Raw genomic sequence first — 14,512 nt, forward strand, 5'->3', positions numbered from 1 at the left:
TTCTTTCAGACGGTGCCCAGCAGACCTTGCGGGCGGAAACGAATCAGCAAAAGCAATGCGATGCCGTAGATCAACATGCGGTATTCGGCCGTCACGCGGAACAACTCGGGCAGGCTCACGAGCGCGACCGCGCCCAGCAGCGCGCCGCTGATGTTCCCCAGGCCGCCGAGGATCACCATCGTGAGCGCGAGGATCGAGATCTGCGAGCCGAAGGTCTCGTGGTTGATGTACGAGTACATGTGCGCGGTGAAGGCGCCGCTCACGCCGGCCGCGAAGCCGCCGAAGCCGAAGGCCAGCGCCTTGTAGCGGTCGGGGCTCACGCCGTAGGCGCGCGCAGCCACTTCGTCTTCGCGCACGGCGCGGAAGGTGCGGCCCAGGTGCGAGCGCAACAGGCGCCACTGCAGCAAGGCCAGCAGCACCATCGCGCCGAACGAGGCCCAGTAGATGGCTTCGTTCGATGATGCATCGCGGCCGAACAGCGAGAGCGGCGGAATGCCCGAGACGCCGATGGGCCCGCGCGTGAGGCTTTCCCAGTTGAGGATGGTGAGCGCCACGATCTCGCCGATGCCCAGCGTGGCAATCGACACGTAGTGCCCGCGCAGCCGGAACGCCGGAAAGATCAGCGCGGTGCCGATCAGCGAAGTGAGGATGCCCGCGAGCACGATGCCCGTGCCCACCGGCAGGTGCAGGTCGAGCACCAGCAGCGACGAGGCATACGCGCCGATGGCCAGCAGCCCCGCATGGCCGAGCGAGATCTGCCCGATGGTGCCGGCCACGAGCGTGAGGCTCAACGCGAGTGCGCCGTAGAGCCACGCGTTGGTGAGCGTCTGCAAGAGATACGGCGATGGATCGAAGAGCGGCAATGCGACCGCCGCGGCGATGAGCGCAACGAGCAAGCGAGGCGGCACGCGCCACGGCTTGCTTGGCGCGATGAAGGTGCCGGTCAGCGGCTCGGGCGGCAGCGCGCGCTTGCGGCCGAAGAGGCCGTTGGGCTTCCACACCAGGATCACCAGCAGCAGCGCAAACGCAAAGAGGTTGCGGTAGGGCGTACCGAGGATCGCCACGCCGTAGCTCTCGATCAATCCCAGCAGCAGGCTGCCGACGATGGCGCCCGGCACATTGCCCACGCCGCCGACGACCGTGGCCACCACGCCCTTGAGCGTCGCCTGGAAGCTCATCGCCGGGCTGATGTTGTTGTAGTACATGCCCACCAGGAGGCCCGAGAGCCCGCCCAGCGCGGCGGCGATGGCGAACACCGTCTGGTTCACGCGGTCGACGTCCACGCCCATCTGCTGCGCCGCATCGCGGTCCTGCGCGGTGGCGCGCACGGCCCAGCCGAGCTTCGTGAAACGCAGGAAGACGAACAGCACCGCCGCGCTTGCGATGCCGATGCCCGCGATCAGGAGGTCGAGCGCGCCGATGGTGCCGGTGCCGATCTGCAGCCGCCAGTCGGGCAGCTGCGTGGGCAGCGAGCGCGGGTCGGGGCTGAAGACCAGCTGCACGAGGATGTCGAGCACGAAGCTGATGCCGATGGTGGCCAGCAGCGGCGCGATGCGCGCGGCGCCCTGCAGCGGCCGAAGGCCCACGCGCTCGATCAGCATGCCCAGCGCGCCCGAGCCCAGCACCACGAGCGCGATGGTCACGGGCAGCGGCGTGTGCAGGTAGGTGATGCTGGCCCAGCCGATGTAGGCGCCGACGGTGTAGACCGAGCCGTGCGCGAAGTTGATCAGGTGCGAGACCCCGAAGATCAGCGCGAGCCCGACCGCCAGCAACGCATAGATGTTGCCGATGATCAGGCCATTGACCGTGTAGTCGAAGAACGAGGTGAAGCTCATTTATTTGGCCAACGCCACCGCCCCTGCCTTCTCGTCGATCTGCGCCCACTTGCCGTCCTTGACCACCAGGTTCACGCTCTTCACGCCGACCACGCGGCGCGTCTGCGCGTCGAAGCTGGCCTTGCCGAAGATCACGCTGGGCACGTCCTTGATCTTGTAGAACGCATCGCGCACCGCCTTGCGGTCGGCCTTGGGGCCGGCCTGGCGCAGCGCGGCGGCGGCATACACCACGGCGTCATAGGCGTAGGCGTTGAAGGCGTCCGGCTCCTTGCTGTACTTCGCGCGGAAGCTCTTCACGAAGTCCTGCACCTCGGCGCGCGGCTCTTCCGGAAAGAACGCGGTGTTGGTGTGGATGCCGTTGACGGCCGCGCCGCCGAGCTCGATGAACTTCGGTGAATACACCGAGCCCACGGCCGCGATCGGCTGCTTCAAACCCACGCTGCGCACCTGGCCCGCGATGAGCGCGCCGTCGGGGTAGTAGGAGATGAGCACCAGCCCGTCGGGGTTGGCGTCGCGCACGCGCACCAGCGTCGAGCGGAAGTCCTTCTCGTCGGGCTGGTAGCCCTCGGCGATGGCCAGTTGCGCGCCGCGTTCCTGCGCGGCCTTCACCAGCACGTCCTTGCTGGTGCGGCCCCAGTCGGTGTTCAGGTAGAGCACCGCGATGCGCTTGAAGCCCAGCGTCTTCACCGCGAGGTCGGCCAGCAGCGGCTGCGCATCGGCCTGGCTGATCGATGGGCTCCAGATGTAGTCGCCGCCCTTGGTGAAATCGGGGTGCGAGTTGGTGAAGCCCAGTTGCACCAGGCCCGCGCGCTGGTAGATCGGTGAGGCGGCCATCGAGGCGGGGCTGGAGAAATCGCCCAGCTCGATGAGCACGCGCTTGTCGTTCACCAGCTTCTGCGCGATGGCCACCGACTGGCGCGGATCGCTCTGGCTGTCCTCGAAGTTGTAGGCCAGCGGCCGGCCGTGGATGCCGCCCTGCGCATTGATGTGATCGAGCGCAAGGTCGAAGCCGGCCTTCCACTGCGCGCCGTACTGCGCGTTCTGCCCGGTGAGCGGGCCGCTCACGCCGAACCACACCGGCTCGCCTGAGGCGGGCGCGGCAAGCGCCGCAAGGGGCGTGGCCAGGAGCACAGCGGAGAGTGCGACCACATGGCGCAGGAAGCGATGGCGAGTGAGCAGCGGCATGGTGTCGGGTCCAGTGATGAATGAGCGTGCAGGGCAACGATTCTTCGCCCCGGCCCCCGACCGGGGAACGAACAAAAACGGGGAGGCTTATGCGCTTTCCGAGCAAGCAAAGGGTCAATGCCGGCGGGCGGGCGCCCCGCGTTTAAGCTGCGCGCTCCATGAAGCGACGACACCTCCTCCAACTGATGTGCGGCGGGCCGGCTGCGGCCATCCTGGCCGCCTGCGGCAAGCGCAAGTCTTCCGCCGCCGCGCTGAAACCCGATGCGCATGTGCTGGCCATCGGCGACAGCCTCACCTTCGGCTACGGCGCGCCGCCCGATGCGTCGTGGCCCGTGAAACTGGGCGAGCTGACCGGCTGGCAGATCGAGAACGCGGGCGTCAACGGCGACACCTCGGCCGGCGCGCTGCAGCGCCTGCCGTCGCTGCTGGCTGCGGGCAGCTACGACGCGGTGCTGATCGGCATCGGCGGCAACGACATGCTGCGCGGCGTGTCGGCCTCGGCCACGCGCGACAACATCGCAGCGCTGGTGAGCCAGGCACGCGAGCACACGCCGCATGTCGCGCTGCTGGCCACGCCGGCGCCCGACGCGATGCGCGCGTTCGTCGGCTCGCTCAGCGATGCGCCGTTCTACGAAGAGATTGCGAAGTCGGGGCAGGCGCTGCTCGTCGCCAATGTGTATTCGAGCGTGCTGTCGGACGCGTCGCTGCGCTCGGACCGCATCCACGCCAATGCGGAGGGCTACGCGAAGGTCGCGCAGCTGCTCGCGGACCAGTTCAAGGCCGCGGGCTGGCGCTGACGCTCACGCGGCGGCCTGCAGCAGGTCGACGTAGGCGCCTTGCACGAGCTGGTCGGCACCGATGCCTAACTGCGCCATGAGCGCGTGGGCCTCGGCCACACCGGCCTCGGGGGACTCGCCCTCTTTCAGCACCACTTCGAGCTCGAGGAATTCGCCAAGTCCTTCGACGCGGTCCAGGTGCACGCGCGTGCGGCCCACGAGGAACAACCTTCGCTGCTTGCGCACGCGTCCTGCCTGACCCCAGGCGAGCGTGAGCGATTCGCGCAAGGCATCGGGCGTGGTGGTCGGCGTGATCAGGTAAAACGACTCCTTCGGGCCGCTGCTGTTCGCGCGGCGATAGAAGATCAGCTCGGCGCGGTCGGGCGCGAAGGTGCGCAGCTTGAGGCGATCGGCACCGTTCTCGCAGCGGAAGAAAGTGTCGTCCTGCGCGATTTCGACGGGGCCTGAATCGGCGAGCGTTGCAGCGATGAGTGCCACGCGTTCCACGCTGTCGATGCGGGCCTTGATCTCTATGTTTCTTGCCATCTCGGTTGTCGCGTTGCGTTCTTGTTCAGGGCGTGTGCGCAGGGCATCGGGTGCTCCCCTCCGCGAATGTCCCCCGGCCTTCGGCCTCCTCCTTTATTTCGCTGCGGGGAGCACCCGATGCCCTGCGCACGATGGGCGCTCTGCTTGTGCGGGCCGATCAGCAAGTGCTCTGGAAGATCGCGCCGGCGGTGGGCCCTGTTTCGCGAAATAAAGGAGGAGGCGAAGCCGGGGGACATTCGCGAAACAGGGCCCACCGTCGACGTGATCGCCGCCCTGAACAGAGAGGCCCCGTCGATCAGGGCGCGTTGCCCTGCGGTCCCACAGGCGGCGGCGCGGCGCGGCCGCTGGAGCCCGGCGCGAGCTTGCGGCCGAAGGCTTCGCCCACGTTGCGCACCGGCCGGCTGGCACGGGCCGACACATTGTCGACACCGCGCCGCGTGGCGCTGTCGGCGCGGTCGATGCCGCGGCCTGCTGCGTTGGTGCCGCGCTGCACGCCGCTCACCACCGTGCTGTCGCGTGGCGGCGCCTTGAGCGTGTGGGCGCGCTGTGCCTTGGGTGGGTTGTCGGCGCTCTGCGCGTGGACGGCCGCAGTTGGCAGCAACAGCAGAAACGCTGCTGCAAGTGCAAAGGTATGCGTGGGTATTTTCATGATGGGCTTCCTTCATCGTCGGCGGCATCGGCGGCTGCCGCGCGGGCCATGCGCTCGCTCTTCCAATAAACGTCATCGCCGCCATCCATGCGATTGAGCACACGCGCGAGCACGAAGAGCAAATCGCTGAGCCGGTTCAGGTACTGGCGCAATGCGTCGTTGAGTTCCGCGGTGGCGCCGAGCGCCACCACCGCGCGCTCGGCCCGCCGCGCCACCGTGCGGCACACGTGCGCGAGCGAAGCGGCGCGCGTGCCGGCCGGCAGGATGAATTCGGCCAGGCGCGGCAAGGCGGCGTTGTGGTCGGCCAGCGCGTTGTCCAGCTGCAGCAGCGCCTCGGGCTTGAGCAGCGTGAAGCCAGGCATCGAGAGCTCGCCGCCGAGGTTGAAAAGCTGGTGCTGCACGTCGACCAGCAGCTCGCGCACGGCCTCGGGCATGGGCTCGCAGAGCAGCACGCCGATCTGCGAGTTGAGCTCGTCCACGTCGCCCATCGCGTGCACGCGCAGGTGGTCCTTGGGCACGCGGGTGTTGTCGCCAAGGCCGGTGGTGCCGTCGTCGCCGGTGCGGGTGGCGATCTGGGAAAGTCGGTTGCCCATGGGCGCTCCTGGTTATGCGGGGACGGTCGATGCGTCGATCTTGCCGGCCAGCCACTGCAGGCCTGCAAGATGCTGCTGGTCGTGGCTGCAGAGGTAGTGGATGAGGCTGCGCATCGTGAGCGGGCCGTAGCCTTCGAACACGGCCGTGCGCGCGAGTTGCGCATCGGTCAGGGACGAGACGATCTCCATCGTCTGCACGCGCGCGAGGCGGAAATCGGCCAGCACCTGCTTCGCGTCGGCGGCGCCGTAGTTGCGCTCGACGGCGAGCGGTTCGCTGTCGATCGAGGCCAGCGTCGGGCGGTTCTCCGCGAGGGTGCGCCTGAAGCGCACGTGGTAGCCCTCGATCTCGATGTCGCGCACATGGCACAGTTGCTCGATGGCGGTGAAGGCCTCGCTGGGCACGCCCTCCCACGAGGGCGGCGCCCAATGCCTGAAGGCCTCGGGAATGGCCGCGTAGTGGGCCTCCAGCTGCAAGGGGAAGGCCGCGAGGGCGCTGAGGGTCGTGGGGTTCATCATTTTTTCCGAAGCGCATTATGGTGCTCGCTCCGTAAAATGACCGCAGCCCCCGCCCATACCGCCCCCTTTGGAGAAGTCCGATGAACGCCCCCACCCAAACCTCGCACCTGATGCCGGAGCTTCATCTGCGCGACGTCCCGGCCAGCCTGATCGACGGGCTGAAGGCGCGCTTCGGCGCCAACTGTTCCACGGCGATGGCGGTGCGCACCCAGCACGGGCGCGACGAATCCTCGTTCGACGCACCGCCGCCCTCGGCCGTGGTGTTCGCCGAAAGCACGCAGGACGTGGCCGATGCGGTGAAGCTCGCCGGTGAGCACAGCGTGCCGGTCATTCCCTTCGGCGTCGGCTCCTCGCTCGAAGGCCACCTGCTGGCGGTACAGGGCGGCATCAGCATCGACGTGTCGCGCATGAACAAGGTGCTGTCGATCAACGCCGACGACCTCACGGTGACGGTGCAGCCGGGCGTGACGAGGAAGCAGCTCAACGAAGAGATCAAGAGCACGGGCCTGTTCTTCCCCATCGACCCGGGCGCGGACGCGTCCATCGGCGGCATGACGGCCACGCGTGCGAGCGGCACGAACGCGGTGCGCTACGGCACGATGCGCGAGAACGTGCTGGCGCTCGAAGTGGTGACGGCTGCGGGCGAAGTCATTCGCACCGGCACGCGCGCGAAGAAGTCGTCCGCAGGCTACGACCTCACGCGCCTGATGGTGGGCAGCGAGGGCACGCTGGGCGTGGTCACCGAAGTCACGCTGCGCATCTATCCGCTGCCCGAGGCGGTGTCGGCAGCCATCTGCTCGTTCCCGAGCATCGAGGCCGCAGTGCGCACCACCATCGAGACGATCCAGCTGGGCGTGCCGATCGCGCGCGTGGAACTGATCGACGTGAACACGGTGCGCATGGTGAACGCCTACGCCAAGCTGAACCTGCGCGAAGAGCCGATGCTGCTGATGGAATTCCACGGCTCACCCGCCGGCGTGAAGGAGCAGGCCGAGACGGTGCAGGAGCTCGCGAGCGGCCATGGCGGCAATGCCTTCGAATGGGCCAGCACGCCGGAGGAACGCACGCGGCTTTGGACGGCGCGGCACAACAGCTACTTCGCGGCGGTGCAGTCGCGCCCGGGCTGCCGCGTGATCTCCACCGACACCTGCGTGCCGATCTCGCGCCTGGCCGATTGCCTGCTCGACTCGGTGGCGGAGGCCGACGCGAGCGGCATCCCCTACTTCCTCGTCGGCCACGTGGGCGATGGCAATTTCCACTTCGGCTACCTGCTCGATCCGAACGTCCCCGAAGAGCGCGTGAAGGCCGAGGCACTGAACCACGCGCTCGTGAGCCGCGCGCTGGCGCTCGAAGGCACTTGCACCGGCGAGCACGGCGTGGGACTGCACAAGATGGACTTCCTGGTGACCGAGGCGGGTGTAGGCGCGATCGACATGATGCGCACGATCAAGCGCGCACTCGATCCGAAGAACATCATGAATCCGGGCAAGATCTTCAGCCTCTGATTCACCTGCGTCACACGTAAAAAAGCCCGGCGGCTCGCGAGAGCGCCGGGCTTTTTTGTGGCCCGAAGGCCAGCGTTTTTACTTGCGGCGACGTGCCGGTGCCTGCTCCGGCGGCACGTAGGTCTGCGACGGCGCAGCGCCGCCATCCACCCCAAGCCGGCCGCCACCACCGAGGCCCTGGCCGCGCACGGTCTGCGCCTTGTAGTTGCGCAGCGAGCGGACCATCTGGTTGAAGGCGTCCATGAAGGCCGCCGCAATCACCTTGCCCTGCGCCGTGTTGGTGTAGCCGCCGAGGCCACCGGCGCCGCTGCGGCCGGCCAGGCCGCCGAAGGCGCCGAAGTCGGTCTTGGAGGCGCTGCCTTCGGACGCAGCGACCTGCACGCCCGAGCGGTTGTCGATGAGGGTCAGGAGCGCGCTGGCCTCCTTGGTCTGCATGCTGCCGCCGATGGCTGCGAGCGCGCGGCCACGGCCGCCACCCACGAGGCCGCCGAGCGCGCCGCCGATGCCGCCGGCATCGCTGTTGCTGAACACGATTTCGGGCGACAGGCCGTAGTCGGAGGCGACCATCTGGCCGCGGCCGAAGTTGCTGCCGCCGCGCATTTCACCCGACTGCTGCAGCGCGCGCTCGCGCGTCATGGCGTTCATGCCGGCCGCACCGCGCTCGACCACGATGAAACAGTTCGACTGTTGCACCAGCAAACGCAACAGGTTTGCAGTAGGTGGCAGGCGATATTCGCCGGTGAGGATGGTGTACCAACCCGCGCTCTGGTTCTCGATCAGCGACACCGTGCCCAGCGGCGATTCGCAGCGCTCCAGCTGGCTGCTTTCGCCGGCAGTGGACGAACCGGCGGCGCTGCCGGTGGCCATGGTCTTGGCCGACTGGCTGCCCATCTGCATGTCGGTGGCCGCGCAGCCGGTGAGTAGAAGAGCGCCCACGGCAATGGCCGCAAGCGGGAACTTGGTGAACGTCATGACAGGGACTCCCTCTGTTTTCAGATCTGGGGTTGGAAAAAACCAGCGGTCGAGGATACGCGCAAAGGATTACAGGAATCAATCAAACGAATGCCGCATCCCGATTTCAAAACTAGGCCGTTCGGCGGATGCGCTCGATCAATCCGTTGAGTGCTTCGATGGAGCCGAAATGGATCGCGAGCTCGCCGCTTTCGCCGCGCTTCGTGCGCTTCTTGATGCGCACTTCGACCTCGGCGGTGAGCAGGTCGGCCAGCTCTTCTTCCACGCGCTGCAGGTCGCGCGACTTCTCGCCGGCGTTGCCGCGGCGGGACGGCGTCAAGGTGAACTCGGCCGCGAGCTTCTTCACCAGCGCCTCGGCTTCCCGCACCGACATCTTCCTGGCGGCGATCTGGTTGGCCGCGGTGATCTGCGTGCCGCGGTCCAGCGAGAGCAGCGCGCGGGCGTGGCCCATGTCGATGTCGCCGGCCATCAGCATCAGCTGCGCGGGCTCGGCCAGGTTCAGCAGGCGCAGCAGGTTGCTGGCCGCGCTGCGCGAACGGCCCACGGCCTGCGCCGCCATTTCGTGAGTGAGCCCAAACTCGGCGACCAGGCGTTGCAGGCCTTGGGCCTCTTCGAGCGGGTTGAGGTCTTCGCGCTGGATGTTCTCGATCAGCGACATCGCCGCCGCGGCCTCGTTGGGCACGTCGCGCACCAGCACCGGCACGCTGTCCAGGCCCGCGAGCCTGGCGGCACGGAATCGCCGTTCGCCCGCGATGATTTCGTATTCGGCGTTCTTGGCGGCTGCCGATTCGGCATCGAGCCGGCGCACCAGGATCGGCTGCATGATGCCCTGCACCTTGATGCTCTCGGCCAGCTCGTAGAGCGCGCCCTCGTCCATGCGCGTGCGCGGCTGGTAGACGCCGGCCACCATCTGGTCGAGCATCAGCGTGGTCGGATTCGGCGGCACGCCGCCCTCTTCCGTGCCGGCACCGTTGTGATCGGCGGCGGGCGCGGCCGTCGGGCCGAGCAGCGCTTCGAGTCCGCGGCCGAGGCCCTTGGGTTTCTTGGTCGCCATCAGTTCTTGTCTTTCGAAATATCGTTCAGGAGTTGCCGGCCTTCGGGCCAGTCGCCCAAGCCGGATTCAGCGTTCAGGTGGCCGCCCTTGCCGGCGTCGACGAAGCGCGCGCCCCAGTCCTTTGCCATCTGCTGCGAGCGCGAAGCCTCGCAATAAGGGTCGTCGTTTGCGGCGATCAGCACCGAGGGGAACGGCAGCGGCTGGCGCACGATCGGTGCCCAGCCGGGAATCAGTTGCCGAAGATCGTCGCGCTCCAGGTCGCCGGGCGCCACCAGCAATGCACCGCGCACCTTGTGCGTGTTGCGCGAATGCGCGGCCCAGGCGGCGACAAGGATGCAGCCGAGGCTGTGCGCGGCGAAGGCCACCGGGCCGGGTGCAGCCAGCACTTCTTCCTCGAGCCGCGCGGACCAGTCGCCGCGCAACGGGCGCATCCATTCATGCTGATCGACGCGGCGATCGCCGTACAGCGATTCCCAGAGGGTCTGCCAATGGCCGGGACCGCTGTTCTGCCAACCCGGCAACAGCAGGATGCGGGAAACTGTCATTTGCTACGAACTTGATAGCGCCGTGCCGATTCGGGGCAGGCGTCAGAGGCTTTTTTCGGGGGCAGAATCGGAGGCGGGCGCAGGCGCCAGCACGTCCTCGGGAATGGCTAGGTCCGGCGCGATGCGTTCGACCGGCGCAATCGGCGGTGCGACGGCGCCGGAGGCGAAAGCGCTCGCAGGCGGCAGCTTCTCGACCAGTTCCTGCGCAAAGGCAATGAACGCCTGGCTGCCCCGGGCGGCCGGATCGAACACCACGCCCGGCAGGCCATAGCTCGGCGCCTCGGCCAACCGCACATTGCGCGGGATCACGGTGTCGAACACCTTGTCGCCGAAGTGGGACTTGAGCTGCTCGCTCACCTGCTGCTGCAGCGTGATGCGCGGATCGAACATCACGCGCAAGAGGCCGATGATCTGCAGGTTCTTGTTGAGATTGGCGTGCACCTGCTTGATGGTGTTGACCAGGTCGGTCAGCCCTTCGAGCGCAAAGTACTCGCACTGCATCGGCACGATCACGCCATGGGCGGCGCACAGGCCATTGAGCGTGAGCAGGCTCAGGCTCGGCGGGCAGTCGATCAGCACGAAGTCGTACTCGGCGCCGACGGCTGCCAGCGCGGTGCGGAGGCGCTTTTCGCGACGGTCGAGCGCCACCATTTCGACCTCGGCGCCGGCCAGTTCGCGATTGGCACCCAGTACGTCGTAGCTGCAGCCACCTTCGATAAGCTTGTCCGACTGGACGCGCGCCTCGGCAACGGAGGCCGATTCGAGCAGCACGTCGTACACCGTCAGTTCCAGCTCGCGCTTGTCGATGCCCGAGCCCATGGTCGCATTGCCTTGGGGATCGAGGTCGATCATCAGCACCCGCTGCCCTACCTTGGCCAGGCCGGCGGCGAGGTTGACGGTGGTGGTGGTCTTGCCGACGCCGCCCTTTTGGTTGGCAATACAGAAAATCTTGGCCATGTCAGTTCAGAAGATCGATCAGCGCGAGATCGCGAGCTTGACGCCGAAGGCGATCAGGAAAACGCCAGCCAGCTTTTCGAGCGTGCCGGAAATACGGCGATTGGCACGGATGCGCTCGGCAAGGAAGTGCGTGAGCAGCGTCGAGGTCAGGCCGTAGAGAAAAGTCAGCGCCGCGATCGTCACGGCCATCGCACCGAAAGTGATCAGCCCCTGGTGACGGGCCGGGTCGACGAACAGCGGGAAAAAGGCCATGTAGAACACGATGGCCTTCGGGTTCAGCAAGGTGATCGTGAATGCCTGGCGGAAGAAATGGCTCGGCTTGATGTTGAGGATGGGCGCCGAGCCGGGCTTGGCGAGCAGCATCTTGATGCCAAGCCACGCCAGGTAAACCGCGCCCAGCCATTGCACCGCCTTGAATGCGGTCGGGTACGCAGCCAGGATGGCCGACACACCAGCCACCGCAGCCCACAACAGGCACTGGTCGCCAACGATCACGCCGGACGTCGCTGCCAATCCACCACGAATTCCACCTTTGCTGGTCGAGGTGATCAGCGCCAGATTGCCCGGACCGGGAATCAGGAGGAACAGGATGATGGCGGCGACAAACGCGCCGTAGTCAGCGATGCCAAACATGGAATTTGCCTCGAAGAAGAGAGCCAAGGGGAGGCGTCGAGTCTAAGCGAGGCCAGCGCGCGGAGGGCCGTTCGGCCGCCGGCTTTTGCCGGCGGCGGCGCATCTTTTAGGGAATCAGGCGGGCTCTTTTCGCGCCCAGACGATGCATCGCTCGGCATCGAGGCCCGGAACCCTCAGTTGTTCCACGTGAAACACAGCCACTTCTGGCGGAAGAACGGCGAGTTCATCGCCGGGCATCTTGCCCTTCATCGCGAGCCAAACACCATCCGTCGCGAGCAAATGCTTCGAGCCGTTGAAGAAATCCGGCAGCGAAGCGAAGGCACGCGAACTGATGACGTTGTAGCTGCCCTCCAGCAATTCGACCCGCGCGTGCAGTCCGCGCAGATTGGGCAACTCCAACTCGGCAGCCACCTGCTGGACAAAAGCGGCCTTCTTGGCCACCGCATCCAGGCAACTCACGTCGATGTCCGGTCGCATGATCGCAATGATGACGCCCGGCAACCCGGCGCCCGAACCCACATCGAGCAGCCTGCCCTTCTCCGGATATTGCCGCTGCAGCGGTGCGATGACGGCCAGGCTGTCGAGCAGGTGATGCGTCATCACGCCGGCCGGATCGCGCACCGCCGTCAGGTTGTAGACCTTGTTCCACTTGAGCATCAGCGTGCCGTAGGCCAGCAGTTGCTCGCTCTGCCGGTCGGACAAGGCAGCGCCGAGCGCCGCGGCGCCTTCGCGCAGCGTATCGATGGGCGCGCTCATTCTGCGGACTGCGGCTCGGTGGCTGCTTCCGTGGCGGCATCGCGGGCGAAGGCCTTGTGCCCGCCCTTGCGCAGATGGATCATCAAAAGCGAAATGGCCGCAGGCGTCACACCAGAGATGCGCGAAGCCAGACCCAGGGTTTCAGGCCGGTGCTTGTCCAGCTTCTGGCGTACTTCAAAGCTCAGGGCCTTGACCTGCCCGTAGTCGAAATCGGCCGGCAGACGCAGATTCTCGAAGTGCGCGGCGCGCTCCACTTCGTCATGCTGGCGCTCGATGTAGCCGGAATATTTGGCGGAGATTTCGATCTGTTCGATCTCGATGTCGGTCAGCGCCGATCGGGCGCTGTACTTTCCGCCATCCAGCGACATCAGCGTTTCGTAGTTCACATCGGGCCGGCGCAGGAGGTCGGCCAGGTTGTATTCATGTTCGATCGCCTTGCCCAGCACGCGCTCCGACTCGGCAACCGGCAGGTTGCGGGGGTTCACCCAGATCGACTTGAGCCGCTCTGTTTCACGTGAAACAGCATCGCGCTTCCGGCTGAAAGCGTCCCAGCGCGCGTCGTCTACCAAGCCCAGCTTGCGCCCTGCCTCGGTCAGGCGCATGTCGGCGTTGTCCTCACGCAGTTGCAGTCGGAACTCGGCACGGCTGGTGAACATGCGGTACGGCTCGGTCACGCCCTTGGAGATGAGGTCGTCGACCAGCACGCCCAAATAGGCTTCGTCCCGGCGCGGCAGCCAGGCTTCTTCGCCGCGGCATTGCAGCGCGGCATTGATGCCGGCGAACAAGCCTTGGGCCGCCGCCTCTTCGTAGCCGGTCGTGCCATTGATCTGCCCGGCGAAGAACAGGCCCTTGACCGAACGGGTCTCGAAGCTGCTCTTGAGTTCGCGCGGATCGAAGTAGTCGTACTCGATCGCGTAGCCCGGCCGCAGGATGTGGGCGTTCTCCAAACCCGGCATCGAGCGCACGAGCTGGTACTGGATATCGAACGGCAGGCTGGTCGAAATTCCGTTCGGGTAGTACTCGTTGGTCGTCAGGCCTTCGGGTTCGAGAAAGATCTGGTGGCTTTCCTTGTCGGCGAAGCGATTGATCTTGTCTTCGACGCTCGGGCAGTAGCGCGGACCGATGCCGTCGATCTTGCCGGTGAACATGGGGCTGCGGTCGAAACCCGAGCGAATGATGTCGTGCGTGCGCGCGTTGGTGTGCGTGATCCAGCAAGCCATCTGCCGCGGGTGCATGTCGGTGCGACCCATGAAGCTGAACACGGGCATCGGCCCCGCCCCGCCGGGCATGCCGTCGCCGGGTTGTTCGGTGCACTTCGAAAAGTCGATGCTGCGACCGTCGAGCCGCGGCGGCGTGCCGGTCTTGAGCCGGCCTTGCGGCAGCTTCAGTTCTTTCAGGCGGGCCGACAGGCTGATCGCCGGTGGGTCGCCGGCGCGTCCGGCTTGGTAGTTGTCGAGGCCGACATGGATGCGGCCGTCCAGGAAAGTGCCCGCGGTCAGCACCACGGTGCGCGCGCGGAAAGCGATGCCCACCTGCGTGACGGCGCCGACCACGCGATCGCCCTCCACCATCAGGTCGTCGACCGCTTGCTGGAACAGGCTCAGGTTCGGCTGGTTTTCCAGGCGATGGCGGATCGCCGCCTTGTACAGCACGCGGTCTGCTTGGGCGCGCGTCGCGCGCACGGCCGGCCCCTTGCTCGAATTGAGAATGCGGAACTGGATGCCCGCTTCGTCGGTGGCAATGGCCATCGCACCGCCGAGCGCATCCACCTCTTTCACCAGGTGCCCCTTGCCGATGCCGCCGATCGACGGGTTGCAGCTCATCTGCCCCAGCGTCTCGATGTTGTGGGAGAGCAGCAGCGTCTTGGCGCCCATGCGCGCGGCGGCGAGCGCGGCTTCGGTGCCGGCATGGCCACCGCCGACGACGATCACATCGAATTCTTCGGGGTACAGCATTTGAATGAGGGGCGCACTACTTGAGACGCGTGCGC

Annotated in this window: 15 protein-coding genes; 2 read left to right on the plus strand and 13 right to left on the minus strand. The window is 66.7% G+C overall.

Features of this window, described 5'->3' with window-relative positions:
- Positions 1-5: 5 nt before the first annotated feature.
- Both BM133_RS16180 and BM133_RS16185 read right to left on the minus strand, forming a co-directional pair.
- Positions 6-1,835, minus strand: coding sequence for an ABC transporter permease (locus BM133_RS16180; protein WP_093435585.1), 1,830 nt, complete (start codon positions 1,833-1,835; stop codon positions 6-8).
- Complete coding sequence (locus BM133_RS16185; protein ID WP_093435587.1) at positions 1,836-3,020, minus strand: ABC transporter substrate-binding protein; 1,185 nt, start codon at positions 3,018-3,020, stop codon at positions 1,836-1,838.
- A 158-nt stretch (positions 3,021-3,178) separates the two neighbouring features.
- On the opposite strand from BM133_RS16185, the gene BM133_RS16190 reads away from it, so the two are divergent.
- Positions 3,179-3,817, plus strand: a complete 639-nt coding sequence (locus tag BM133_RS16190) for a GDSL-type esterase/lipase family protein (RefSeq protein WP_093435590.1) — start codon at positions 3,179-3,181, stop codon at positions 3,815-3,817.
- Between the two features lie 3 nt (positions 3,818-3,820).
- On the opposite strand, the gene BM133_RS16195 is transcribed toward BM133_RS16190, so the two are convergent.
- The 4 genes from BM133_RS16195 to BM133_RS16210 form a co-directional block, all read right to left on the minus strand.
- Positions 3,821-4,342, minus strand: a complete 522-nt coding sequence (locus BM133_RS16195) for a class IV adenylate cyclase (protein ID WP_093435593.1) — start codon at positions 4,340-4,342, stop codon at positions 3,821-3,823.
- A 295-nt stretch (positions 4,343-4,637) separates the two neighbouring features.
- A complete protein-coding gene (locus BM133_RS16200) occupies positions 4,638-4,991 on the minus strand; it encodes a hypothetical protein (protein ID WP_093435595.1) in 354 nt (117 codons plus the stop codon).
- Positions 4,988-5,584: a cob(I)yrinic acid a,c-diamide adenosyltransferase gene (locus BM133_RS16205; RefSeq protein WP_093435598.1), complete on the minus strand. Its 597-nt coding sequence runs from the start codon at positions 5,582-5,584 to the stop codon at positions 4,988-4,990. Before BM133_RS16205 ends, BM133_RS16200 begins: the two co-directional genes overlap by 4 nt.
- 12 nt (positions 5,585-5,596) lie before the next feature.
- Positions 5,597-6,097 carry a DinB family protein gene (locus BM133_RS16210; protein WP_093437043.1) on the minus strand — a complete coding sequence of 167 codons (501 nt, stop codon included), beginning with the start codon at positions 6,095-6,097 and terminating at the stop codon, positions 5,597-5,599.
- 83 nt (positions 6,098-6,180) lie between these two features.
- Between BM133_RS16210 and BM133_RS16215 the strand changes: the two genes are divergently transcribed.
- Complete coding sequence (locus BM133_RS16215; protein ID WP_093435601.1) at positions 6,181-7,605, plus strand: FAD-binding oxidoreductase; 1,425 nt, start codon at positions 6,181-6,183, stop codon at positions 7,603-7,605.
- 78 nt (positions 7,606-7,683) lie between these two features.
- Here the strand turns inward: BM133_RS16215 and BM133_RS16220 are convergent, their stop codons facing one another.
- From BM133_RS16220 to mnmG, 7 genes are all read right to left on the minus strand, one after another.
- Entirely contained in the window at positions 7,684-8,577 is an 894-nt protein-coding gene (locus BM133_RS16220) for a CsgG/HfaB family protein (protein ID WP_093435603.1), read from the minus strand.
- A 112-nt stretch (positions 8,578-8,689) separates the two neighbouring features.
- On the minus strand, positions 8,690-9,631 hold the full coding sequence (locus tag BM133_RS16225) for a ParB/RepB/Spo0J family partition protein (RefSeq protein WP_093435606.1): 942 nt from the start codon (positions 9,629-9,631) through the stop codon (positions 8,690-8,692).
- On the minus strand, positions 9,631-10,176 hold the full coding sequence (locus tag BM133_RS16230; RefSeq protein WP_093435608.1) for an RBBP9/YdeN family alpha/beta hydrolase: 546 nt from the start codon (positions 10,174-10,176) through the stop codon (positions 9,631-9,633). The genes BM133_RS16225 and BM133_RS16230 overlap by 1 nt, the downstream gene beginning before the upstream one ends.
- Positions 10,177-10,218: 42 nt before the next feature.
- Positions 10,219-11,133 (minus strand): ParA family protein, encoded by a 915-nt coding sequence (locus tag BM133_RS16235; RefSeq protein ID WP_093435611.1) that lies wholly within the window; start codon positions 11,131-11,133, stop codon positions 10,219-10,221.
- A gap of 18 nt (positions 11,134-11,151) precedes the next feature.
- Complete coding sequence (locus BM133_RS16240) at positions 11,152-11,766, minus strand: LysE family transporter (protein ID WP_093435614.1); 615 nt, start codon at positions 11,764-11,766, stop codon at positions 11,152-11,154.
- A 114-nt stretch (positions 11,767-11,880) separates the two neighbouring features.
- Positions 11,881-12,522: a 16S rRNA (guanine(527)-N(7))-methyltransferase RsmG gene (rsmG, locus tag BM133_RS16245; protein WP_093435616.1), complete on the minus strand. Its 642-nt coding sequence runs from the start codon at positions 12,520-12,522 to the stop codon at positions 11,881-11,883.
- Complete coding sequence (gene mnmG / locus BM133_RS16250; RefSeq protein WP_093435619.1) at positions 12,519-14,477, minus strand: tRNA uridine-5-carboxymethylaminomethyl(34) synthesis enzyme MnmG; 1,959 nt, start codon at positions 14,475-14,477, stop codon at positions 12,519-12,521. The genes rsmG and mnmG overlap by 4 nt, the downstream gene beginning before the upstream one ends.
- Between the last annotated feature and the right edge of the window lie 35 nt (positions 14,478-14,512).

The sequence above is a fragment of the Variovorax sp. 770b2 genome, from assembly GCF_900115685.1.
Lineage (GTDB): Bacteria > Pseudomonadota > Gammaproteobacteria > Burkholderiales > Burkholderiaceae_C > Variovorax.